At 30.1% G+C, this 25,741-nt stretch carries 24 protein-coding genes; 11 read left to right on the top strand and 13 right to left on the bottom strand.

The window, feature by feature from the left end; genetic code table 11:
* The first annotated feature begins 209 nt into the window (after positions 1-209).
* The gene (locus MAEO_RS07015) at positions 210-1,043 is read left to right on the top strand and encodes a F420-dependent methylenetetrahydromethanopterin dehydrogenase (RefSeq protein ID WP_011974075.1); all 834 of its coding nucleotides are present in this window, start codon (positions 210-212) and stop codon (positions 1,041-1,043) included.
* Between the two features lie 43 nt (positions 1,044-1,086).
* On the opposite strand, the gene MAEO_RS07010 is transcribed toward MAEO_RS07015, so the two are convergent.
* From MAEO_RS07010 to pfdA, 3 genes are all read right to left on the bottom strand, one after another.
* Positions 1,087-2,355, bottom strand: a complete 1,269-nt coding sequence (locus MAEO_RS07010; protein ID WP_011974074.1) for a cation diffusion facilitator family transporter — start codon at positions 2,353-2,355, stop codon at positions 1,087-1,089.
* Positions 2,356-2,552: 197 nt separating this feature from the next.
* Complete coding sequence (locus MAEO_RS07005; RefSeq protein ID WP_011974073.1) at positions 2,553-4,142, bottom strand: DEAD/DEAH box helicase; 1,590 nt, start codon at positions 4,140-4,142, stop codon at positions 2,553-2,555.
* 666 nt (positions 4,143-4,808) lie between these two features.
* A complete protein-coding gene (gene pfdA, locus MAEO_RS07000) occupies positions 4,809-5,243 on the bottom strand; it encodes a prefoldin subunit alpha (protein WP_011974072.1) in 435 nt (144 codons plus the stop codon).
* A gap of 143 nt (positions 5,244-5,386) precedes the next feature.
* On the opposite strand from pfdA, the gene MAEO_RS06995 reads away from it, so the two are divergent.
* On the top strand, positions 5,387-5,692 hold the full coding sequence (locus MAEO_RS06995; protein WP_011974071.1) for a monovalent cation/H+ antiporter subunit E: 306 nt from the start codon (positions 5,387-5,389) through the stop codon (positions 5,690-5,692).
* Positions 5,693-5,752: 60 nt separating this feature from the next.
* Here the strand turns inward: MAEO_RS06995 and MAEO_RS06990 are convergent, their stop codons facing one another.
* Positions 5,753-6,067 carry an HTH domain-containing protein gene (locus MAEO_RS06990; protein WP_011974070.1) on the bottom strand — a complete coding sequence of 105 codons (315 nt, stop codon included), beginning with the start codon at positions 6,065-6,067 and terminating at the stop codon, positions 5,753-5,755.
* A gap of 273 nt (positions 6,068-6,340) precedes the next feature.
* On the opposite strand from MAEO_RS06990, the gene MAEO_RS06985 reads away from it, so the two are divergent.
* Positions 6,341-7,780, top strand: a complete 1,440-nt coding sequence (locus MAEO_RS06985; RefSeq protein WP_269593225.1) for a replication factor C large subunit — start codon at positions 6,341-6,343, stop codon at positions 7,778-7,780.
* Positions 7,781-7,829: 49 nt separating this feature from the next.
* Here the strand turns inward: MAEO_RS06985 and MAEO_RS06980 are convergent, their stop codons facing one another.
* The 9 genes from MAEO_RS06980 to MAEO_RS06940 all read right to left on the bottom strand — a co-directional run bounded on the left by MAEO_RS06980 (position 7,830) and on the right by MAEO_RS06940 (position 15,032).
* A complete protein-coding gene (locus tag MAEO_RS06980; RefSeq protein ID WP_011974068.1) occupies positions 7,830-8,828 on the bottom strand; it encodes a respiratory chain complex I subunit 1 family protein in 999 nt (332 codons plus the stop codon).
* Between the two features lie 36 nt (positions 8,829-8,864).
* Complete coding sequence (locus MAEO_RS06975) at positions 8,865-9,305, bottom strand: NADH-quinone oxidoreductase subunit B family protein (RefSeq protein WP_011974067.1); 441 nt, start codon at positions 9,303-9,305, stop codon at positions 8,865-8,867.
* A 98-nt stretch (positions 9,306-9,403) separates the two neighbouring features.
* Positions 9,404-9,934: a 4Fe-4S binding protein gene (locus MAEO_RS06970; RefSeq protein WP_011974066.1), complete on the bottom strand. Its 531-nt coding sequence runs from the start codon at positions 9,932-9,934 to the stop codon at positions 9,404-9,406.
* Between the two features lie 26 nt (positions 9,935-9,960).
* A complete protein-coding gene (locus MAEO_RS06965) occupies positions 9,961-11,469 on the bottom strand; it encodes a 4Fe-4S binding protein (protein ID WP_011974065.1) in 1,509 nt (502 codons plus the stop codon).
* Positions 11,470-11,473: 4 nt separating this feature from the next.
* A complete protein-coding gene (locus MAEO_RS06960; protein ID WP_011974064.1) occupies positions 11,474-11,722 on the bottom strand; it encodes a hypothetical protein in 249 nt (82 codons plus the stop codon).
* Positions 11,723-11,818: 96 nt separating this feature from the next.
* The gene (locus MAEO_RS06955) at positions 11,819-12,637 is read right to left on the bottom strand and encodes a Na(+)/H(+) antiporter subunit B (RefSeq protein ID WP_011974063.1); all 819 of its coding nucleotides are present in this window, start codon (positions 12,635-12,637) and stop codon (positions 11,819-11,821) included.
* A 49-nt stretch (positions 12,638-12,686) separates the two neighbouring features.
* Positions 12,687-12,995, bottom strand: coding sequence for a hypothetical protein (locus tag MAEO_RS06950; protein ID WP_011974062.1), 309 nt, complete (start codon positions 12,993-12,995; stop codon positions 12,687-12,689).
* Between the two features lie 77 nt (positions 12,996-13,072).
* Positions 13,073-14,518, bottom strand: coding sequence for an energy conserving hydrogenase EhbF (ehbF, locus tag MAEO_RS06945; protein WP_011974061.1), 1,446 nt, complete (start codon positions 14,516-14,518; stop codon positions 13,073-13,075).
* A 154-nt stretch (positions 14,519-14,672) separates the two neighbouring features.
* Entirely contained in the window at positions 14,673-15,032 is a 360-nt protein-coding gene (locus tag MAEO_RS06940; protein WP_048062543.1) for a cation:proton antiporter subunit C, read from the bottom strand.
* A 198-nt stretch (positions 15,033-15,230) separates the two neighbouring features.
* On the opposite strand from MAEO_RS06940, the gene hycI reads away from it, so the two are divergent.
* The 8 genes from hycI to recJ all read left to right on the top strand — a co-directional run bounded on the left by hycI (position 15,231) and on the right by recJ (position 25,385).
* The gene (gene hycI / locus MAEO_RS06935) at positions 15,231-15,785 is read left to right on the top strand and encodes a hydrogenase maturation peptidase HycI (protein ID WP_198002417.1); all 555 of its coding nucleotides are present in this window, start codon (positions 15,231-15,233) and stop codon (positions 15,783-15,785) included.
* Positions 15,786-15,851: 66 nt separating this feature from the next.
* The gene (gene lonB, locus MAEO_RS06930; RefSeq protein WP_011974058.1) at positions 15,852-17,963 is read left to right on the top strand and encodes an ATP-dependent protease LonB; all 2,112 of its coding nucleotides are present in this window, start codon (positions 15,852-15,854) and stop codon (positions 17,961-17,963) included.
* 109 nt (positions 17,964-18,072) lie between these two features.
* Positions 18,073-19,251, top strand: a complete 1,179-nt coding sequence (locus MAEO_RS06925) for a geranylgeranyl reductase family protein (protein WP_011974057.1) — start codon at positions 18,073-18,075, stop codon at positions 19,249-19,251.
* Between the two features lie 63 nt (positions 19,252-19,314).
* Positions 19,315-20,487, top strand: coding sequence for a hypothetical protein (locus MAEO_RS06920; RefSeq protein WP_011974056.1), 1,173 nt, complete (start codon positions 19,315-19,317; stop codon positions 20,485-20,487).
* 150 nt (positions 20,488-20,637) lie between these two features.
* On the top strand, positions 20,638-21,378 hold the full coding sequence (locus tag MAEO_RS06915; RefSeq protein WP_011974055.1) for an acyl-CoA dehydratase activase: 741 nt from the start codon (positions 20,638-20,640) through the stop codon (positions 21,376-21,378).
* 389 nt (positions 21,379-21,767) lie between these two features.
* The gene (locus MAEO_RS06910; protein ID WP_011974054.1) at positions 21,768-22,886 is read left to right on the top strand and encodes a double-cubane-cluster-containing anaerobic reductase; all 1,119 of its coding nucleotides are present in this window, start codon (positions 21,768-21,770) and stop codon (positions 22,884-22,886) included.
* 108 nt (positions 22,887-22,994) lie between these two features.
* Complete coding sequence (locus MAEO_RS06905) at positions 22,995-23,813, top strand: phosphate ABC transporter substrate-binding protein (protein ID WP_011974053.1); 819 nt, start codon at positions 22,995-22,997, stop codon at positions 23,811-23,813.
* A 165-nt stretch (positions 23,814-23,978) separates the two neighbouring features.
* The gene (gene recJ / locus MAEO_RS06900) at positions 23,979-25,385 is read left to right on the top strand and encodes a single-stranded-DNA-specific exonuclease RecJ (protein ID WP_011974052.1); all 1,407 of its coding nucleotides are present in this window, start codon (positions 23,979-23,981) and stop codon (positions 25,383-25,385) included.
* The last annotated feature ends 356 nt before the right edge of the window (positions 25,386-25,741 follow it).

Raw genomic sequence — 25,741 nt, 5'->3', positions numbered from 1 at the left:
CAACACCTCAAATTGCAAAGGAAATTTTACCATCGTGAAAATCTCGAAGAGATTTTGAGGCCGTATAAATTTTCTGAAATTTTTTATTTTATTTTATTTTTTATATTATATAATCTAATACCCCATATTAGCATATAAAATAGCAACTAATAAATATAAGTGCTATGTAATGCATATTGTAATACTACATAAACAACAACGGTGATAAAATGGTTGTAAAAATAGGAATTATAAAATGTGGGAATATAGGAATGTCTCCATTAATTGATTTAGCATTAGACGAAAGAGCAGACCGGACCAACATTGATGTAATATCAATCGGAAGTGGGGCAAAAATGGGGCCTAATCAAGTAGTAGAAGTAACTACAAAAATGGTAGAGGATATAAAACCAGATTTCATAATATATGTTGGACCAAACCCAGCGGCACCAGGGCCTGCAAAAGCAAGAGAAATTTTAAGTGCAAGTGATATTCCATCAGTTATAATAGGAGATGCTCCAGGGATTAAAGCAAAAGATAAAATGGCAGAAGAGGGATTAGGATACATTTTAATTAAGTGCGACCCAATGATAGGGGCAAGAAGACAATTTTTAGACCCTGTTGAAATGGCAATGTTTAATGCAGATGTAATAAGAGTATTGGCGGGAACAGGAGCTGCAAGAGTTGTTCAAAATGCTATTGATGACATAGTTGAAGCAATTGAAGCTGGAAATGAAATCGAATTGCCAAAAATAGTAGTAACAGATGCAAAATCTGTTGCAGCAGCAGAATTCTCAAACCCATATGCAAAAGCTAAGGCAATGGCAGCATTTGCAATGGCCGAACAGGTTGCTAACATTGATGTTAAAGGATGCTTTATGACAAAAGAAATGGAAAAATATATTCCCATAGTAGCATCAGCTCATGAAATGATAAGAACAGCAGCTAAATTAGTAGATGAAGCAAGAGAATTAGAAAAAGCTACCGATAGTGTAAGCAGAAAACCACACGGAGCAGATGGAAAAAGATTAAATAAAACCAAATTAATGGAAAAACCAGAATAACCATAAAAATATATTATTTTTATTTTATATCTTTATTATTATTTTATTTTATTTTTTTGATATCCAATAATGCATCTTTTGGTGTATCTTTATCGGTTTTAATAATTTTAATACCTCTACTTCTAAGAGTATTATCCATGCCGGCCCCGATATTTTTAACAATGACGGTATTTACATCATACGAATATAATAAATCAAAAATTGCCATGGCTTTTTTTCTATTCAATTTATTCAATGTATTTTCTATAATTCTATATCCGTTGATAATATCACAATCCATTTCAATAATTAAAAAATATTTTGCAGTGGCAAATTTGTCATTTATTTTGTAATTAAATGCCTTTTCCATGTGTGAATTGGTTATTGTGGTTTTATTTATGCCATTGTTGGTTTCCATTAAATTTACTTCATTATCATTTACCATTATTGGAATTGCTATTATGGCATCTTTTTTCATTATTGGGTCTGTATGAATAATAATGCCGTTAATATTCTGTATATTATTCTTTATCTCTTTTTCAACGGTTTCCGAAATTTCATGTGCCACTTTAAAAGGGAGCTCCTCATCTACTTCAATGTGCATATCACAATGAATAAATGGTCCAGATTTTCGTGCCTTTATATTGTGAGCTCCCTCGACCCCCTTAACACTTAATGTTATTTTTTTTATTTCGTTGATGGTTTCCCCATCACAAAAATCCATTAAGGTATAAATATCATTTTTAACCATTTTTAAGCCCAATCCTATTACTATAAAACTTATTATTCCTCCAACAATTGGTTCCACTATATAATATCCCATATAAGAACCAGCAACAGCAAATAATATGGCAACTGTGGTATATGCATCCACCAAAGAGTGAGCTCCTTCGCCAATCATGGCATCGGAACCTATTTCGACACCTACTTTTGTCTTATATTTGTATAAATAATATGTGATACCAATAGAAATTAATACTACTATAATTACTGCACCATAATGAGATATTGGAGACGGATTAAAAAATTTATCAATAGATTGCCTTAGCGTTTCTACTCCCGTTAAAAATATTATAAATGACACAAATAGAGATGCAAGAGTTTCCGCCCTACTATACCCATATGGAAATTTCATATTTGGTTTTTTCTGGGAAATTTTTAGCCCCACATACACTGCAATAGGGCCCAATACATCAGATAAAGAATGCAATGCATCTGCAATAAGTGCAACACTTCCAGAAATATACCCAATAATTCCTTTTAAAATTGCTACAAATAATGTTAATATGGCACTTACAACCATTACTTTTTTTCCTTTTTCTATTTTTTCCATAATTACACAACATATATTTTTTTCTTAAAATATGGTTGTTTTAAATATATTTAATATTATGGGAAAAATATATTGTAATTGAAAAATTGTAAATTGTTTATAAAGATAGGGCATTTTGCATAAAGTTCTCAAAAATAATATCTTGTATGCGGGAGCTCCCAAAAATAAAAATAAAAATAAAAAAAATATATTGTTAATTATCCTCTTCTTTGCTTAGCTTTTTCTGCCATTGGCTTTCCATTTCTTGGATTTATTCCTAATGCCCTTATGATTTTGTCCGCATCTCTTGAGGATACTGTAATATATGCGAAGTTTTCAAGCACTGTAACATCGTCGATAAATCTACTTCTTACGCCAGTTTCCTCTTCAATGTAATCCACTAATTTTTTAGGGTTCATTCCATCTCTTTTTCCTTGGGCAACAAATAACCTATTTTGTCCACTTTTAACTTCTTTTACATTTCTGACTTGTTTCATTTTTCCATATTTTTTATTTAATTCATCATGGAACGCATGTTTTAAAAGTGAAGCTACTACTGTTTTAGGGTCTTCATTGTTCTCCAACAATCCTTCTGCAAGGTCCAAATATCCTTCGCAATCTTCTGCTTCTATGATATTATATATTTTATCCATTACAGCAGTTTTTTTAACTTCTTTAATTTCTTCAATTGATGGAACATCTTTTTTAGCTATCTCTGTTTTTGCCGTTCTTTTTATGTCCTTTAATCTTCTGAATTCATCAGGTTGAACAAAAGTAATTGCCGTTCCTCTTTTTCCAGCTCTACCAGTTCTTCCAATCCTATGAACATAAGCTTCTGGGTTTTGTGGAATATCATAATTTACAACATGGGTTAAATCAGTTACATCAATTCCTCTTGCTGCAACATCGGTAGCTACAAGTATTTTTGTTCTTTTAGCTTTAAATCTGTTTAATATTTTTTCTCTCTGGTTTTGAGCTATATCTCCGTGAAGACCTTCTGCAAAGTATCCTTTAGCAGATAATTTGTTAGCAATATCATTTACTTCTGCTCTTGTCTTACAAAACACAATTCCATAGAATTCCTTGTTTATATCAATTACTCTACATAGTGCTTCAAATTTATCGGAGCTCCTAACTTCATAATAAACTTGTTCAACCATATCTGTTGTTAAATTTTCTGATTTAACACTTATTACCTTATATTTACCCATATATCTTTTTGCCAATCCCATAATTCTTCTTGGAAGTGTTGCAGAGAATAACAACATTTTTTTATCTGGGTTTGTGTATCTAAGTATATCTTCAATATCGTCAATGAATCCCATATCAAGCATTTCATCGGCTTCATCAAGAACAAAGTATTTTATTGTGTGTAATCTTAGTGTTCCCCTTTTTAAGTGGTCCATAATTCTTCCCGGTGTTCCCACTACAACATTTACTCCTTTTTTCAACTGTCTTATTTGCTCTTGTATTGGCTGTCCCCCATACATTGCCACAATTTTTAAATTTTTGCTTCCTCTTAATGAGTTAAGCTCATCAGATACCTGTAAAGCCAGCTCTCTTGTTGGTGTAAGTATGATAGCTTGAACTTCTTTGTCAGTATTTTCCAATTTTTCAATAATTGGAAGCCCGAATGCCGCTGTTTTTCCTGTTCCTGTTTGCGCCTGTCCAACAACATCATAATCCCCGTCCAATAACATTGGGATTGCCTTTTTTTGTATTGGTGTTGGGTGTTTAAATCCTTTTTTTTCGAGTGCTTCTACTGTATTTTCACATAATCCTAATTCTAAAAATTCTGTCATAGTCATTTAATCAACCTTTTATTAATTTATTTATCCGTTTAACATTTCTTATTTTATGTTATTTATGCCTGAAATAGCATCGTCCATATTAAATATCATTATATTAAAATATAATTATATATAAGACCTCAAAAACAAAATCAAATTATAAATAATTATATATGTGGTGTATCAAGAGCTCCTTGCAATGATATAGTGAATCGACAGTTTAATATCATAAATATTCAATACGATTAAATAAAACCTACGGTTCTGTTTAATCCACGCTTCGCTGTGATGTCTGTTGATTTACTATTGAGAATATTTAAAGCCTTTTATTTTGGACTTTAATAAGAACCTTTTTAAACACACCATAATTCCATATGTTTCAACTATATGGTCATAAAAATTATTATAATAAGACATTACAATAATACTTTAAATTAAATAAAAACTCTTCGAGTTTTTATGGCTCACATCTTTGATGTGATTTAATGAATACGCCGTAATTTTTAAATTTATTAAAAACATCAGGAATATTAGCCTTCCCTGCTATGACCATAAAAATAGTATGAAATTAACAATATAATGAGTTAAGTAATATAGTTATACTTATCATCATATATGGTATATATAGTTTATCCTATTTTTTCACAGCGTGGAAAATTCAAAATCTCCGATTTTATGTATTTTTTACATTTGAAGTGTTGGAGCTCCGCCCATTTGACCCTCCATGGCCTGAACTTTTTCCTCCAAATCTTTCTGCATTTGTTCTGCAACTTTTGCAGTTTCTTCTATTTTAGCAATAATCATACTTCCAGCTTTATCCAAGTCTTCAATAGATTTATTGAAATCTACTACAACATCTGAAATATCTTTTTCAAGGAATACATCTGCACCGGCCCCCATAATTACTTTTTTGGTATCCATTGCTTTTGCCTTTATAAATGCGCCGCCTCCAAGAGGTATTAATATATCCTCGGAATCTTTTAATCCTTCCATTGAATCTATTGATTTTAGGAGCTCCATTTTCATTAACTCTATTTTTTCAAGTTCTTCTTGAAGTTTTTGAACTTGTTGCCCATACATTTCCAACTGATAATATTGTTGTTGTAATTCTTCATTCATATTTTCACCAATAATTATTATTTTTATTGATTTATATAGGATACAAACATATATATACCTATTTGTAATTATTAATAATTATAAATTATTGTATAGAAAATATGAAAATACAATAATATTACATAAATATGTTGGTGAAATATATGGCTAGTGTTTTCGGCATTTTTGGTTATTCTATTGTATTTATAAAGGCGTTGGCGGAAGCTTGGATTGATGTAATAAAAAGAAGCTTAAATGGAGATATAAACCCTGAAATTATAGAAATAGACACAAAAATAAATAGTTTAATGGGTCAAGTTTTACTTGCATCAAGCATCACCTTAACACCTGGAACTTTAACTATTGGAATATCTCCTGAAAAAAAGATATTAAAAATAGCTTCAATAAGTCCTCGTAAAAGAGATGAAATAATTCCATTTGAACCATATATAAAAAAGATTTTTGATTAATTTTTGATTATCTGTTTTATTGTATTTAATTATATATATTTAAATTATTATACTCCATTATTAATATCCACTTAGTTTAAACCATTCGGGAATTTTTATAAGTTTATACCCTCCAAAATTACCCGATTTTGTAACTATTTCAAATCCCAATATTTTCAAATCCCTTATCCGTTTATGGACTGCACCCCTGCTATCTCTATCAATACATTTTTTTAAATATTCCCCCGATACATAATTAGAGTTAGAATGCAATAATGCAGTTAAAATTTTTAAATGCCCTAAATCTATTTTTACATTATTATTATAGCATTGTTCTAAAAATGTCCAAAAATCAATATTTATATTACTGTTATTATTTTGTTTATTTTGCTCCATATTTTCGACCTTTGGGAGAAAATTCAATAATCTCCTTCTGAAATCATAGTATATATTTCCACACATCTTATATAAATATAATATATATTATTAATATTTTATGTTGGGATTTAGCATATATAGTATATTCATGAGCATCTTTGATTTGGTAATTTTTGGCTAACTTTACACTACATATGCCAAATATACAGTAGAGTTATTTAATGATATAAAACGATATAAAACGATAAAAACTATTATGGCATTCAAAAACAATTTTTTGAACATACTACAATAAATGGTGATTTAATGAATTGGGTTGAAAAATACCGACCAAAAACAATGTCAGAAATTGTTGGAAATAATAAAATTAAAGAAGAACTAAAAAACTGGATAGAAGAAATATTGCATAATGAAATCCCAAAACCTGTTTTATTGGTTGGTCCGCCAGGATGTGGTAAAACCACACTTACTAATGCCCTTGCAAATGATTATGGATTTGAATTAATTGAATTAAATGCAAGTGATAAAAGAAATAAAGATATAATCCGCCAAATTGTGGGCGGTGCCTCTTCCTCAAAATCCATAACAGGTAAAAGAGTATTAATAGTATTAGATGAAGTTGACGGACTTTCTGGAAACAGTGACAGGGGAGGAGTTAGCGAAATAATAAAAATAATAAAAAATGCAAAAAATCCAATAATTTTAACTGCAAATGATATATATAAACCATCTTTGATGTCTTTAAGAACCGTATGTAATATTGTAAAAATCGGTTCAGTTCATACAAATTCCATTGTTCCAGTATTGCGGAGAATATCTTTAAAAGAAGGCTTTGAAGTAGATGACAAAATATTAAAAATTATAGCAAAACATGCAGGGGGAGATGTTAGAAGTGCCATTAACGACTTGGAATCTCTTGCTATGGGGAATACTTTCGATGAAGATAATGTAAGGGAGCTCCCTGACAGAGACACAGATAAAAGTATTTTTGATGCCATAAGAATTATATTTAAAACTACCCACTACGATATATCATTAGAAGCTACACGAGATTTAAAAGAGGATATAGGAACGGTTCAGGAATGGATAGCCGAAAATGTGCCAAGAGAATATAAAAAAGGAAAAGAAATATGTTTAGCATATGATAATTTATCAAAAGCAGATATATTTTTAGGCAGAGTGTATAAAAGGCAGTATTATGGGCTTTGGAGATATGCTTCGGCATTAATGAGTGCAGGAGTATCATTGGCAAAAGATGAAAAATATAGGGGATTTTTTTCATATATGAGACCTACAATATTTACAAAAATGTCAAGAAGTAAGGGAAAACGGGGGGCAGTGAATAAAGTGCTTGAAAAAATAAGTTTAAAATCTCATGTATCAAAAAGAAGGGCGCGGGAGGATATTTTATATTTAGAATATATTTTAAAAAATGATGCCGAAATGGGGGCAAAATTATGCGAATTTTACGAATTTACAAAAGAAGATATTGAATATTTAACAAACAAAACAATTGCCAAAAAAATAATTAAATTAATGAAGGGAGATGATAAAAAAACCAATAATAAAAAAGGAAAAGAAAATAAAACCAAAAATACCACTAAAAAGATTAAAGAAATTAAAGAAACTCCAAAAAAAGAAGAAGTTAAAGAACCTAAAAAACAAATAGAAAAACAAAAATCAGAGAAAAAAGAACCTAAAAAACAAATGACATTGGAATCATTTTTCTAATTTTATAAATTTTTTGGGAGCTCCCATATAAAATATATAAAAAAATAAATTAAATTCCCATTAAGGCCAATATAACTCCCACAAAGGCTATAATGGTTGTATATAATGATATTGGATAAACCTGCCTAAATGTTAATACTGGTGTAAAAGCACTTATAACAGCACCCAATATTGGAAACACAAAGGCAACGGCAAAATTCATTATTATAGTAATAGGATTATTTACATCTGGATAAATGCCCAAATACAGCGTAGCAAATAAACTTCCCAGAGTAATCATAAGGAGCTCCTTTACAGATAAATAAATTGCCCTATAAGTTCCAGAATATTCCATTGTTGGACCTTCAATTACATCTGCCTTAGTGTGCATAATTGAAAACGGATAATCTTTTATCATAATCATAAAACCCACAAAATATGCAATAGCTCCAAGCAATCCCCCAACAGTGAATAATATATTTTGTCCAGAAATCGAATCAAGATATATACTTTTTTGCTGAATAAATGGAATCATTACAGCCACATAAAAAGGAAATGAACCAACAGATATAAGTTTAAATGCCCTAACTGCTCCCAACTGTTCTAATGTCATTTTTACCGCACTTAATGATTTTGCCCCCTTACAATCATCAATAAACGGCATCCTAATCCCCATTACAGAGCTGGATAATGAGCCCATCACAATATATACTAATTCCTCTATTTTTAACAGTCCAGCTAAAACTATCACATTTGACAATACCCCCATATTTGGTATTGTAGTGGATGCAAGAAGACACCAAATAACAACAAAACTAACAACAGGCATAAATTTATACAATTTTGGCATAATACTATGTGGTTCTTTGTTTTTCTTTGCCAAAAACTTAAACAATGCCCAAAAACCCGGCGATAATATTGAAGGTCCTTTTCTTTGCTGAATTCGTGCTTGAATCTTCCTTTGAATTCCGGGAATTAGCGTAGATACAGCAAAAGCTATTAATGGAATTCCTACTATTGACAGTATTAATTCTATTCCATAAAGATATGACATATTATAAGCAATCATAAAATCACCAATATTCACTAAATATATTTTCCCATATTATTCTAAAATCTTCGGTAAAGCTTGAACTATTCCCTGTATTATGTCCTCTGGTCTTGGAGAACAGCCCGGAACATTTATATCAACAGGAATTATATTTTTAACAGGCCCGTCTATGAAATCAGAAGTTCCCAAATCTCCCCCGATATTAGCATATACTCCACCCATCAAGGCACAGCAACCTACTGCAACTACTGCCTTTGGTTCAGGTATTGCCTCATATATTTCTTTAAGGGGTTCTGTCATTACCTTTGTTACACAGCCACTAACCAATAAAATATCTGCCTCCCTGGGATTCCATGTTAAAAATACATTGTATTGTTCGGCATCATAAAATGGAGACAAAACACAATTTACAATATCTATATCACAGCCATTACAGCCTCCTGTGTATGCCACCATAATATGTATATTTTTTTTACGGGCAGTTTTTTCTATCATAACGCACCTCCTTTATTTTTATTTTATTATTATTTCTATTATTTTTAATACAATATCAAATATGACCATTAAATATTAAAATAATATATGTATAATAGTTATTCGTTGTTTTTTTCCGATTTAACCATTTTTGAAAGATTTACAGAAAGAATAGTTGATATTTTTTTAAGTTGTTCCTCTGGAATATCCACTGGTCTTTCCAACAATTTTTTTAAATCTACGGCCACAGATAGCGTTCCGTCTTCATTATAATCTCCGACATGTCTGGGATGTATTGGCGATATTTCATTAAACACCGAGAACACAGGGCAAAAATCATTGCAGTATAGGCAGAAAACACATTGTTCGGCATCTATTTTAGGAATACTATTTTTAGTGTATGTTTTAGTTAATTGAACAGGTTCAGTTTCTACCATTTCTATGGCTTTTGTGGGGCAAATATTTGCACAACCTTCGCATCCAATACATAATTCTTTAAATACCATGTTTGGGAGCTCCACCCCAGATAAAATATTATTTGTCATTTCAACAGAAGTATAACTATCTGTTCCAAATACCACTCTTTCGAGATTTTCGTATATGCCCGATACTATAATTCTTGCAAAATTTTTTAATGATGGACTTTCCATAACAATCACTTTATAATTTTTATTTTTTATTGTTCTGTTTCTTTTTCTGTTTTCCAATCTCGGTATATTGATATGGCATGAGCAGGGCAGATATTTACGCATGCTGAACAATATTCACAATCATTTAAGTTTATTTTTCCTTCATCTATTGCCTGTTGCGGACAAATTTTATTGCATAATCCACAAAATACACAATAATTTAAATCGGTCCTTATAAATGAATTTGCTTTGTCAACTATTTTTTTATATCCTGTGGTATTTGGTATTATATCTCTTGGGCAGTGTATGGCACAGTTTTCGCACATTACACAATCATTATTGAAAATTACTTCCCGTAATATTTTAGGACTTAATTTATTTTTAAATTTATTAATTTTTACAACTATTGCATTATTTGGGCAAACGGTAGAACAAGTTCCACAAGCTATACAATTGTCGTCATTAATTACTTCAAATTTGGGGAGCTCCTTTATTTCAATGGCATCTTCTGGACATTCTTTCACACATATACCACATAATACACAACCCCCATCAATGCATGTTTCTTTATTGATTCTTACTTCATTAGGGCATATTTTTACACAAACATTGCATAATAGGCAGTCTTCTGGATTATAATATATTTTACCATCTACTAATTTTAAAGCATTATTAGGACATTTATCAGCGCATAATCCGCAGTTGATACAGTGTTTTAGTGGAGTGGTTGGTATGTCCTCTTTTATTTTAATTACCTTGTAATTCTCAATTTTTAAGGCATCTTTTGGACATTTTATTATGCAGTTATTACATAATATACATTTATTGTAATTTACAGCACCTTTATCTATTGCATCAACTGGACAATAATCTTTACAAATATTACAGCCTGTGCATCCATCAACTTCTTCTTTTTCCAATATGGTATTTTTAGGACATAAAAATATACATTTTCCACAGTCCCTGCATTTTTCGGCATCAATTTCTATTGAAGTCCTGAACATTCTATTAATATTTCCTTTTTCTATTGTTGTGGATTTCAATAATTGAATTTGAGGGGTTTTCTGTTCTGTCTGCGAAGAAAAAGAAGATGTCCCAAATATTTTTAAATATCTTTCAGCCATTAGCCTATTTTTTGCACTTTTTAAATCATTAATCTCAAAATACATTCTGGCATTATGTTCGCAGGCCTCCACACATAATCCACACATCACACATATTCCATCTGGATAATATACGCTTCTTTCCATTCCATTTTTTTCTTTGATTATCCATTTTTTCATTTTAATTATTTTAACAGGACATACCTTTTCACATGTTCCACAGCCATTGCATCTAACTCTATCCACATAATAACCCCCAAACTCATTCTTTTTTATAGCATTGTTTGGGCAGTTTTTAGCACACATTCCGCAAGTTATGCATGAAAAGGCTTTATTGTCTATAAGTTTTATAGCATTAGTAGGACATACATTCATACATTTTGATTCCTGTTCAAATGAACATTTTTTGCATTTATCCATAGCCCGACAATTTTCCACATCTGTTATTATCATAATATCACTTTTTAAATATTCTATTTATCAAAGCCCCAATTAATAATCCGCCCAAAGATAGCAAAAATGAAAATGACATAGGGAGCTCATAATATGGAAATGCTCCAAGTAAATATGCTACACCCACACCAACCACAACATAAAATAATAAATTTAATTTTGCATTTATTTTTATACCCAACAACACTCCAACAAATGCCCCGATAAGAGATAAAAAGATAGTGTTAAAGGTAATAACTGGAAAAACTAACATATTATCACCATATGTATATTATTAAACCTTATTTTATTATTTTATATTTATTATCTTATTATTTTATCAATTTTAATTATTTTTATTGTAATATGTCTAATTATCGTCCTTAATATTGCCCAAAATAACTTTTTCACCAGTTAATAGAAATGTAATAGTAGATAATCCAGCTAATACCTTTAAACCAACAGCAGTATTTAGATATGGAATTATTCCAACAGATTCAAGCCCTGCAGGTGATGGGAATATATTCATTCCAAATAATTCATTGAAATTAAACAGATAAGAACCTGAAATTACCATTCCAACTAATCCCAATATCATAAATGCAAGAGCTCCGAATGTTTCAAGACTTTCTAAATAATGATGGCTGAAATTTATAGGGCAATTTTTTGTTCCATATCCCAATATTGCAAGAATATATGCCGCAGCAATTAGTGCTCCACCCTGAAATCCTCCTCCTGGAGTTATATGCCCCCCCAATATCACGATTACGCCCAATACCATTAATATAATACTCATGGGCATTGCCAAAACTTTGATTAATGGAGTAAATCCATAATCAATAGTATGAGTTTTTTCAAATTCTTCTTCCTGTTTTTGCTGTTCTTTATTATCTTGTTTTTTACCATATGCTTCTTTAAGGAATTCTAAACTAAATAATCCCCTACCAAATACCATTCCAACCACAATTACAGAATTTACCAATATTAAACATTCTCCCAAAGTATCAAAACTTCTCCAATCAAATAACACAGCACTAACTAAATTTGGAATTATGTAATTGCTACTACTCAAATAAATAGCATTTACTCCCTCCGATACACTCAATCCATATAAAGAATAAAGTATTGCAGTGCCAAAAAACATAAATGACAATCCAACGGCAACTTCTCTACTCATATTATTATCCATAATATCACCAATATGATGCAATGCAATTAATGTACTATAATATAATGTGTTATTTAGCAAAGAATATAATTACGGACAGTAATCCCGTAAATATTGAAATCCAAAACATTTGCATATTTATTGAGTTTGAGTTTTCTTTATCAAATTTAAATAATAGTGGCATGACCGAAAGACCCAATCCAATTATCGAAACTCCCATAAATGCAAATAATACCTCACTATATACCCTAAATAATAATATAAAACACATTACCAAACTACCATATAGTGTTAATTCGCCAGTTAAACCAGCTCCAACAGATATTCCGTCCCCGTGTTTCTTTTGTTCCATTGTTTTTTGAAATTCGTCATATTTCATAAATAACACCAATAATTAAAAATAAAATTAATAATAGTAATAATCATAATAATATTAATTAATATATATTAATCAAATTATAAACTCCAAATTCTCCCGATTTCAGTTGCATAAGGCGTTATTTGATTAATTACTATGTCAGGATATATTCCCAAAATCACACATAAAATTGTCAATATTGCAAGGGAAAATATGGAATATTTTGAGACTTTGGTATTTTTATATTCATTAAGCTGTTCTTCGCTACAAGGTTTTAAGAATATCAAATAAAATGCCTTCATCATTGAAACAAATGTCCCAATACTTACAAATATCATAATTATGGCAAGTTCAGGCATATTTACAGCCATGGCGGATTGTGCCAATAATATTTTACTTTGAAATCCATTAAATGGTGGAACTCCACTAATTGCCAATTTTGCACATAATATCATAAAAGCTACCACTGGCATAACTGGAAGTAGTCCCCCGAGTTTTGATAAATTATTAGACTTTTTTTGTGCTACAAGGTGAGCCCCCAAAAATAACGCACTTTTATAGATAACATGGTTAATAGCATGGAAAATTCCTGCTACAATACCAAGAGGAGTTCCTATTGCAAGACCTGCTGCAACATATCCACCTTGACTTATGGCATGGTAAGATAGTAATTTTTTATAATCACTTTGTAATAATGCCATAACTACACCAAATACCATTGCAAATATTGAAAGGGCCATGATTATTCCTTGTGTTGGTGCAAAGTAAGAAAGTCCTCCAAATAATTTAAATATGGCAAGCATCATTGCCACAAGTATAAATTTAGAGTATGTTTGAAGTATTGCAGAAATAAATGGCTTTGCCTTTGCATACATATCAGCTTTAACTGTATGAAAGGGTGGAAGGCCACTACCATACCCAAGTCCGATTATTAGCATCAACAAACCACCGTATATTGGGGGAGTTGCTGGATTATTTGCCAAATAATTATGCATATCTGTTATATTCAGCGTTCCAGTTGCCGAAAGTAAGAATGCAATACCCAACAACAACAAAGAACCTGCCACAGTGCCCACAATCATATATTTAAAGGCTGATTTATATGCTGATTCTGTTCCTGATGCTATAACAAGTCCTGTTTGAGCAATTGCTGCAATTTCATAAAATACATATATATTAAACAGGTCATCGGCGAGAAGTATTGCAGAAACACTGGCAAGACCCATCAATACAAGGGAAGCAATTAATCCGTTTAGTTTTTTCTCTCCTGCCATTGATATAAGAACAAGGGAAGCAATTAACATCAATGTAAATACCATAACCTGTTTTGCAGGATTATATATATAAGATATTCCTGATACCAACCCATTTATAACTCCATGATTTGAGAAAAAATATGTACCAAAATCCCCTAAAAACGGAAGTGTCAATAAGGAAATTGCCGTTAATAATACAAATATTTTTATAAATCTATTTTTATATAGAAAATTAAATATTATTGCAAGAATGAGGGGATACACCACAATTAAAGGAAGTAAATTCATAATTTCACCGCATATACTTAATAATAGTAGTTCATGATGAATATGCTAATTTGCTATATCTGCCAATTGACTAAGACATAATAGATTAATAGATTAATAATATGAATAATAATGATAATAGTATAACCACAAAATAACTATAATTTAAATAACTTTAATCCTCTCCTAGTAAAACGGAACCTTTAAGTGTTTTATATTTTTTATATAACACAATAGATAAAGACAACATAATGGCAAGCATAGAGGCACCAATTACAATGTTTGTGAGAACAAGAGCATGTGCCAAAGGATATACTGCGGTTTGAGAGAATAATTCTAATTCCATATCTGGAACCTTTATAGGGACAATCCCGCCCATTTTATAACTCATTGCTATGAGGGTTAAATTTATACCATTACCCAGCACCGATAAAGCTATTACTTTTTTTACAACATTATCTACAAAGAAAACACCATATAATCCAATAATGGTTAAAATTCCTGCTGTTATGAAAGATGCAAGCTGTAAATCAATAATCAAATTCATAAAATCACCAATATAGGTAATGAATAGTATCCACAATACGATATACGATTCACCAATTGACATGCGAATACTAAACATATAAATATTATAATTACTAATAGGCATATTAATATTAGGGAGGATAAACAATATATAAAATATGATTTGTCATTAATTATAATGATAAATACAAAATATATAAAGATTATGGTGGTTTATATTTCAAACATCAAATATATATTGGAAGAATATCTTAAAGACTGTAAAAAATTGGCAATAATGGGCGTAGGGAATATTATAAAAGGAGACGATGGTGTTGGCATAGTTTTTATTAATGACCTAATTAAATCCCTAAATTTTCCAGAGGAAAATTTAAACAATACTGAAATCAACAAAATACAGGACAAACTATTATTTTTAAATTGTGGAGTGGTACCAGAAAACTTTACGGCCGTATTAAAAACGGAAAAGCCAAGCCATATAATTATAGTGGATGCGGCACTAATGGGGGAAGAAGTTGGCACCATAAAAATAATAAATCCAGAGGATATAGTCACAACAGGATTTTCCACGCATGCATTACCTATGAGTATAATAGTTAAATATATAAGGCATCATATAGATACTGATATACTTATAATAGGTATTGAACCAGAACAGATAGAGTTGGGAGCTCCTCTTTCAAAAACAATTTACGACAAAAATATAGAATTTACAAAAATGATGACCGAAATAATAAATTCTTTTTTAGATGAAAAATAAGTTTTAAATAAAAATAAGGATTAAAACTTAAATTAAACGATATTACAATTAAATTAAGGTGAATTAATGTTTTCTAAGAAATTTAAAACAACAGCAGAGATTCCTGAACCTTCCCCTCGACTAATCGACCAAATAATTGGACAGGATGAAGCACTTGAAATAGTTTTAAGTGCCATTAAAAATAAAAGACATGCCCTTCTTTTAGGTGACCCCGGCGTTGGTAAATCTATGATGGTTAAAGCAGTTGGAGACCTTGTGGAGAAATCTACGGCAGATTTTTCACCATATACACTATTGGCAAAACCAAATTTTAGAAACTCCGAAAAACCAATTGTTGAATCCATAGATGGAGAGTATAAAGAACAGATAGAGCCAGTAAAAACAAATATGATTAAAGAGCCGCCAAGTTTTATAACTTTAATTATATTTATGTTAATATTTACAATAATTACTTCATATATTACCAGAGCCATGCCAGATGTGAAATTACTGGGAGTAGTTGCAATCACTTCAATTGTGGCATTTGCCCTAGCATTTGTAATAATATTTATGACAGTATTTGGAGCTGCAAAAGGACAGATGGGAGGAGGTACAAATCCATTAGATTTAAGACCTGTAGTATTATATGAGTGCAAAAAAAGACCCCTTATTAGGGCAAGTGCATACAATACAACAAAATTGTTGGGGGATATAAAACATTGTCCTCTTGGTGGAAAACCGCCACTTGGAACTCCACCCCATAAAAGAATTATATTGGGGGCAGTTCATGAAGCCCATAAGGGAGTTTTATATGTGGATGAAATAAAAACCATGCCATTAGAAGTTCAAGACTATATTCTTTCAGCATTGCAGGATAAAAAATTATCGATAAGTGGTAGAAATCCAAATTCAAGCGGTGCAACAGTTGAAACAAATGAAATACCTTGTGATTTTACATTAATAATGTCGGGCAATATGGATGATGTAAATAATTTAAGAGCTCCACTATTGGATAGGATAGATTATAAAATTGTTCTTAAAAATAAAATAAAAAATAATCAAGAAAATAGAGATAAATTATTACAATTCATAACTCAAGAAATTAAAAACAACAATTTAAATCCTATGTCATATGAGGCATGTTGTGAAATTGTGAAATTAGCCCAAAAATTGGCAGGTTCAAAGGACAAATTAACACTTAGATTAAGATTATTATCAAATATAATAAAAATGGCAAGTGATATTGCCGAGGGCAAAGACATAGCCAAAATGATTAAAGAAATGGACATAAAAGAAGAAGATATTAAGGAAATCGAAAAAAACATAACAAATAAAAAACCCGAAAATGTATCGGTTAAAAAAATAGGTCCGATAAATATTGTTAAAATATTCGGAAATAAAAATAAAAAGAATAAAACAAACAATAGTAATAAAAACGAAATGCCGAAAATAGAGGAGCTCCCATTAACCATAAACAGTGAAAATAAAAAAGAAAATAAAGATAAAAAAACTAAACTTATAGATGTCAGCCATGTTAAAACTATAATAGATACAGGAATATACAGCCTACATAAACAGGTATCTATTGATTATTTGAAAAACTTCAAAAGATATAAACACATAAGCCCAAATTCTCCCTCAAAAATTGGAGTAATTCATGGTCTTGCGGTATTGGGTGCCGATGGTATGGGTGATGTAACCAAAATAATAACAGAAGTAATAAATTCAAAAACACCCAATACCAGCTTATTAAACATAAGTGGAGATTTGGCAAAACACAGCATTACGCTGGCATCTGCCCTATCTAGAAAATTGGCATCAGAAGGGAAACTTCCAATATCTACTGCTTCCGAAGAAGACCTTGATTTAGATACAAAAGACATATTTATCCAATTCAGCCAGTCATATTCAAAAATTGATGGAGATAGTGCCACAACTGCGGTATGTTTATGTATATTATCTTCACTTTTAAAAATCCCACTAAAACAAGATTTTGCCATTACTGGAAGCCTTGATTTAAATGGGGATATATTGGCAATAGGCGGAGTTAATGAAAAAATAAATGCTGCCAAAGAATATGGGTTTAAAAGAGTAATAGTTCCCCAATCCAATATGATTGATGTAATTGATGTTGAAGGAATTGAAGTAATACCTGCCAAAACACTTGGCGAGATTATACCAATTGTATTTGATTATTAACATTCCTATTTTTTAATTTTTTAATTTTGTTTGTTATATTATACGATTATACTCCATATATTATATTTTATTTAATTTCATATATTATTGGTTTTATTTTGGGGATATTATGGATATTGACAATTATGATGTTATTATAGTCGGAGGAGGTCCTGCGGGATGCATAACTGGGGAAAATATAAAAAATCATAAAGTTTTAATAATTGAAGAACACCAATGTATCGGAACCCCATTGCAATGTGCAGGATTAATCAGCACAAACGGAGTTAAAGAACTTGGAGCTCCCAGGGGTTGTGTAAATGATATTAAAGGAGCATACATATATTCCCAAAATAAGGTCATAAAAGTTGGGAATAATAAAATAAGGGCAAAAGTATATGAAAGAAAAGTTATGGACAAAGATATAGCCATAAGAGCGTCTAAAAATAAAAATGTAGATATTTTATTAAAAGCTCATGGTCAAATAATCGAGGATAAAAATAAAAATAAATCGAGATTTTTTAATAAAAATAATAATTATGGATTATCAATAAACCACGACGGAAACAAATATAATGCTTTTCCAAAAATAATAGTTGGTGCAGATGGGGCAAAATCATTTATTGGGAAATCGGCAAATATTGTTAAAAAAAGAGAGATATTAGCAGGGGCACAGCTGGAAATGGCTAATGTGGATATTGATACCGATTTTGTCCATGTATTTATAGACAATAGATATTGTAAAGATTTTTTTATTTGGATAATTCCGATGGGAAAAGATAGAGTTAGGGTAGGATTATGCGATAGCTCTAATTCATACAACAAATTATTAAATTTTATAAATAATCATCCCATAGCATCAAATTTATTAAAAAATGCCGTTCCAATAGAGTTTTCAGTGGGAACACTTCCAATAGGATATAATAAATCATCTGTAAAAAATAATTTAATGCTTGTAGGAGATTCCGCCGGACAAATAAAACCCATTAGTGGAGGGGGATTATATTATGGTGCAAAAAGTGCCAAAATATGTGGAGAAATTATTACAAATTATCTTTCCGAGGAGCTCCCTGTTAATTATTTAAAAAATTATGATAAACAGTGGAAACAACAATTTAAAAGAGAAATAGATTTTGGGATAAAATTTAGAAAGATACTGTATAATATGAACAATAACTCATTGGATAAAATATTAGAATTCATAATCCAAAATGATTTAATAAATTTCATAAATGACAATGGGGATATGGACAGACCTTCGACTATTTTAAATGAAATAATTAGCTCCAAAATAGGATTTAAAATATAATTACTATTTTTATATATCTGATATTACCATATGTATTAAAATATAAATATTGGTGATAATAGTATGAAAAAGCTATTTGTTGTATTATTTTGTATTTTTATATGTTTTTCAGGTTGTATAGATATTTATGATTTTTATGATGGAGCAGATGATAATTATTCAGATGATAATTTTACTATTGACTATGATAACTACGATAATAATAACGAACAGATTTCAAATGATGATGATAAAATTGACATAACAAACAACAAAGACGCCATAAATAATTATAATATAATACATAACACTTCAAATAATAATGAATATTCTAAAACAGACTACTACACTAGGTCATATAATTGGAAATATAAAGGAGATTCTTGGAGTTGGGATTTATCAATACCTGTGGAGCTCCATGAATATTATAAAAATAAACCACATAATAGAGAAGAAAATTATGCCCAATATGCTTTATCAGATTATGATAGACCATATTTAGATTCAATGGTTGAAGGTTTTAAAGAGGCCTCCTCTAAAAATGGATATTCTGATTATGATACTGTGATGTTTATAGTATCATTTGTTCAATCCCTAAAATATACCTCGGATAGCACCACGACAGGTTATGATGAATATCCTCGTTATCCGGTGGAAACCCTCATAGATGAAGGTGGAGATTGTGAAGATACGGCAATATTAACAGCCGCATTATTATCCGAATTAGGTTATGATATAGTATTAGTGGAGCTCCCACAACATATGGCCGTAGGTATTGCTGGGGGAGATGACATAACTGGAACATACTATTTATACAACAACAAAAAATATTATTATTTAGAGACCACAAACACAGGTTGGGATATTGGAACAATTCCAGAAGAATATAAAAATAAAAATGCAATAATTAGACCAATGATTCAGATACCCAACATGGAGATTTCATTTAAGGGAGATTATATTGATTATGATAGATATTATGTTTATTATAATATATCTTGCAATATTAAAAATATCGGTTCAGGAACTGCCAAAAATCCAAAGCTATATATTTGTGCCTTGGCACTTGATGAGGGAGAGGGATATATATGGAAACCAGATTATACCATTGATTTGAAAAATTATCCAGAAGGGAGCTCCGGCGAAGCTTATGCAGTTTTAAGAATACCAAGAGGAAAAACTACTCAAATCAAATGTGTATTATATGGCGATAATTTCAAATCTGTTGAAGTATATTCAGAGGTATTTAATACATAATTACAATATTTTTTATTTATAGTCAATCTTCGAACTGTTTCACACCATATGGTGGCGAAAACAAAACCATATTCATAATTATAATCCATTCCACTTAATTATTTTGGACTAATGGGACAGTTTTTGAACTTACTATAATTGGTGATAAATATGATTTTAGGCATAGATATTGGTTCTACAACAACCAAATTAGTTTTAATGGATAATTCTGACAATAATAAAATAATAACCCATTTAGTAAGAAATATGGGCGTAATTATTGAAGAAAATGACATTATAAATGAAATAAAAGAGTTTGAAAAAAAATATTCAATAGATAAAATAGTAGCAACAGGATATGGGAGACATAAATTATCTTTTGCAGATAAAATAGTTCCCGAAGTTTTAGCGTTGGGAGCTGGTGCAAATTACTTTTTTAAGGACATTGACGGAGTTATAGATATCGGGGGTCAGGATTGCAAAGTTTTAAAAGTAAATGACAAAGGAAAAGTAGTTGATTTTATATTATCAGATAAATGTGCCGCAGGAACTGGCAAATTTATGGAAAAGTGTCTAAATATACTAAATATACAGGACGATTTAAACAATTATTATTCTGATAATATTGTAGATATATCCTCTATGTGTGTAGTTTTTGCAGAAAGTGAAATAATATCGCTATTGTCTAAAAAAACGCCAAAAGAAGATATTTTAATGGGTGTTTATAATAGTATTGCAAATAGAATTACACCAATGGCAAACAAATTAAAAATAAACAACATCGTATTTAGTGGAGGTGTTGCAAAAAATAATATTTTAGCGGGCGTTTTAGAAAACAAACTAAATAAAAAACTTTTAATTCCTGAAAATCCACAAATTGTTTGTTGTACGGGGGCTTGTTTAATGATTTAATACTTAATTTTATTATAATATATTTTATTATTTTATTTTTTATCCGTGTTAATTCATAGTATGTTAGAGAACTATGTACAGTAATAAATGTTGTACTTAGAAATTATTACGAGTGTTTTTTTAGTATATCACATTTAATCTTTTTGACCCCTAACAAACCTACTTTTCGAACATATCAATTTTACCAGTATTGTTTAATTTAATGATATTAGAAAATCTAATAAAAAAAAGTTATATATAACCATAATTATCATATGTTATGTTTAATGGTAAATATTATTTTTCAATAAAATAATAAATATTTCAAAAATATTGCATATTAGAAAATCTAATATACAATATACAGTTGAATTAAATAATAAATAAATGATTTTTGGTTTGGTGAAACTATGGAATTAAAGGCCATGAATAATTTAATGACTAAATTTTCAAATAGAAAAAATCAATTATATGGAGAAAAAGAAGAAGGTAAAAAAGTATTTGGTCTTTTTTGCTCATTTGTTCCTATTGAATTAGTTTTAGCATCAAATTCAATCCCTGTTGGATTATGTGGTGGGAAAAATGATACAATAGCAATAGCTGAAGAAGATTTGCCAAGAAATATTTGTCCCCTTGTAAAATCTTCCTATGGATTTAAAAAGGCAAAATCATGCCCATATTTTGAAGCTGCTGATGTAGTTATTGGAGAAACCACATGCGATGCAAAAAAGAAAATGTTTGAATTATTGGAAAACCTTGTTAATACCCATGTTATGCAACTTCCCCATTTTAAAGATGAAAAATCATTAAATTTATGGATAAGTGAAGTAGAGGAATTAAAAGAACTTATTGAAAAGGAAAGTGGAAACACCATAACAGAAGAAGCATTAAAAGAAGCAGTTGATAAAGTAAATAAAATGAGAAAATTATTTTATAAGATATATGATTTACGAGCAAATCACCCATCACCAATAAAAGGTAGCGATACATTAAAATTATTCCAATTTGCTTATTTATTAGATATTAATGATACAATTGAAGTTTTAGAAGAATTAATTCCTGAATTGGAAGATAGAGTAAATAATAAGGAAGGATACACAGGAAAAAGAATATTGATAACAGGTTGCCCGATGGTGGCAGGAAATACAAAAATAGTAGATTTAATTGAAGAATGTAATGGTATTGTCGTAGGGGAAGAAAGTTGTACGGGAACAAGGCAATTTGAAAATCTTGTAGAAGGATATACTGTAAAAGATTTGGCTGAAAGATACTTTAAAATCCCTTGTGCAGTGGCATACAAAAATGAAGAAAGAATTAAAAGAATTAAAGAATTAGTTAAAGAATTAAATGTCGATGGTGTTGTATATTATACACTTCAATACTGCCATACATTCAATGTAGAGGGGGCCAAAATAGAAAAGGAATTGAAAGAAGAAAATATTCCAATAATAAGAATTGAAACTGATTATTCTGAAAGCGATAAAGAACAGCTTAAAACACGATTGGAAGCATTTATTGAAATGATTTAAAATATTATTTATTTTATTCTATTTTATTAATTATTATTTATTTAATATCAAAGTGAAATTATCAATACAAATTATAAATATATTATTGGATTATTAATTATAAGTTCGATGCTACTATTTAGTGGCTGTGTTAATTCAAATGATGCCAATATAAACATGGACAATCCAGACAATACAATGCATACAACAACCGAAATATCAATATCTATGGCAGGGGGAACTGCTGTTGTCCCAATTGCACAGGAAACAGCCAAAATATTTATGAAGTCCAATCCCAATGTTAAAATAGAAGTAGTTGGAGGAGGTTCAGGATTTGGAATAAACGAAATTGGAGAAAAAAGAATAGATATAGGAATGGCTGGAAGAAATATAAAAAGTAGCGAAATGGAGAAATACCCTGACTTAATAGCTTACAAAATAGCCGTTGATGGTGTTGCCCTAGTGGTTAATAAAGAAAATATAATAAATAATTTAACAACAGAACAGCTACAAAAAATATACTCTAAAACAATTACCAACTGGAAAGAAGTTGGAGGAAATGATGAACCAATAAATACATATACTCGAGATGAATTAAGCGGAACCAGAGATACATTCTGGAAATTGGCACTAAATAAGAATAATATATCAGATAAAGCTCTTGTAGTGGCTTCAAATGGAGAAATGAAAGCAAAGGTTTCAGCAGATAAAAACGGAATTGGTTATATCTCTGTTGGATATATTGACGAATCTGTAAAACCTGTGGCATTAGATGGAGTTAGTCCAACAAAAGAAAATATTAAAAAAGGAGACTATAAAGTATATAGACCATTAATATTAATTACAAACGGAAAACCAGAACCCATCGTTAAAGAATATATTGATTATATATTAAGCCCAGAAGGGCAAAAAATCATAGTAAATAAAGGATTTTTACCCATAAATTAAATAAATAATTTTTTATTATTATTTTTTCATTATTTTTTTATTTTTTCATTGCTAATTTTTATATAGTTTAACTTCATAATTTAGGATACTTTATAGTAAATCAACGAAACAACCCATAGATTTGATGTTGTAATTGTTGATTTATTATGATTAGTAGGTGTAATTATGGAGCTCCTTAAAAATTTAAAATTGGCAGTCAAAATATTAAGAAAAAATAGAAACAATAATATATTAGTATATACACATATTGATACAGATGGCATAACTTCCAGAGTAATTTTAGAGGAATTAATGAATAAATTAAATATAAACGCAGAATTCAGATTTTTAAAGCAGTTGGGAACAGATACAATAAATGAAATTCCTTTTAATGATTATGATTTAATTATTTTTGCAGATTTAGGAAGTGGGCAAATTAATTTAATTAAAGAGAAATTAAAAAACGAAAAAACCAAAATTCCCCATATAATAATTTTAGACCATCATATAACAGCAAAAACGCAAATACCAGAAAATATAATAAATGTAAATCCTTGGAATAATAATATAGATGGAGGAAAAGAGATTTGCGGTGCTGGTGTGTGCTATTTATTTGCTAAAACATGTAATCCACGATATACAGATTTAGCGAAATATGCCATTTTAGGAGCTGTTGGAGATGTTCAGAATTTAGAAGGCAAATTAAATGGATTAAATGAAACAATATTAAAAGATGCCATTGAATTGGGGGACATAGTGGCATTTCCAGATTTACAATTTTACGGAAAGCATACTAAACCATTATTCGCATCAATAAAGTATTTTTCAGATGTTAGGACTGATTTATTAAATAATGATTCGAGAATTATCAATTTTATAAATAATATAAATAGAAAACATAATTTAAATATTGTAGCAAAAGAAAGTTTATGCGATTTAACATTTGAGGAAAAAAGAATATTGGGAAGTGAATTTTTAAATAAATGCAATAAATATGTTCCCAATTCATGGGCGAAATTCCTTCCAAAAGTTATATTTGGTAATAGCTACGAGTTTAAACAGGAGGAAATAAAAACACCATTTAGGAATTTGGAGGAGTTTTCTACCTGTATTAATGCTTGTTCGAGATATGGAGATTATGAAACACCACTACAAGTATTAAATGGAGATAGGGACAAATATTATTCTAAAATGATAACAAGATTAAATAACCATAAAAGAAATCTCTCAAAATCACTTCAATATATTAAAGACGAAGTTGAAATAATTCAGACAAGCAAATTTCAATATTTTGAAGTAGAAAAAGGTATGATTGAAGGGCATATTATTGGTATTGTTGCTGGAATGAGTTATTCAATAGAGGAAGTCGATTGGAAAAAGCCCATATTTGCATTGGGGGAATTGGATAATGGATATAAAGTTTCTGCACGATGTCCAAAATTATTATCATTTGCCGAAGATATAAATCTCGCCGATGCTATAAATTATGCATCTAAAAAAATGGGCGGTAGTGGTGGAGGACATAAATTCGCCTGTGGTGCATATATACCAGAAAAAGGAGATTTTATAAAACATCTTGAATGTAGAGTGTAGTGGAATATGGAAAATTTAAATGCATCCTAACAGAAAAAATAGAAAAAGCAGAAATATTAATATTATGAGACATAGAAATACAAGTGAATTACCCCTTCTTACGGGAGGGGCTTCCTGACTCATAGGGGATACTTGCCCAAAGATTACCTTTATATAAGGTATAACTCTGGGTAGAGGTTTCCCCTCCGCAGGCACAACGGACTCTCCCATCGCAAATCTTTGATTTGCGAACTACAAAATCCGAAGGATTTTGTTCAAGCCCTGACTTAATACCGTTGTAGAGAACTCAAAAAGAATTGGTATAAAGTAGATTATCATCTGAGTAGCACTCTCAGCCTTCTCAGATGATAATAGTG

Source organism: Methanococcus aeolicus Nankai-3 (genome assembly GCF_000017185.1).
Taxonomy (GTDB): Archaea; AGJL01; Methanococci; order Methanococcales; family Methanococcaceae; genus Methanofervidicoccus; species Methanofervidicoccus aeolicus.
The sequence above is the reverse complement of the archived record's forward strand: the minus strand, read 5'-3'. Positions and strand labels throughout refer to the sequence as shown.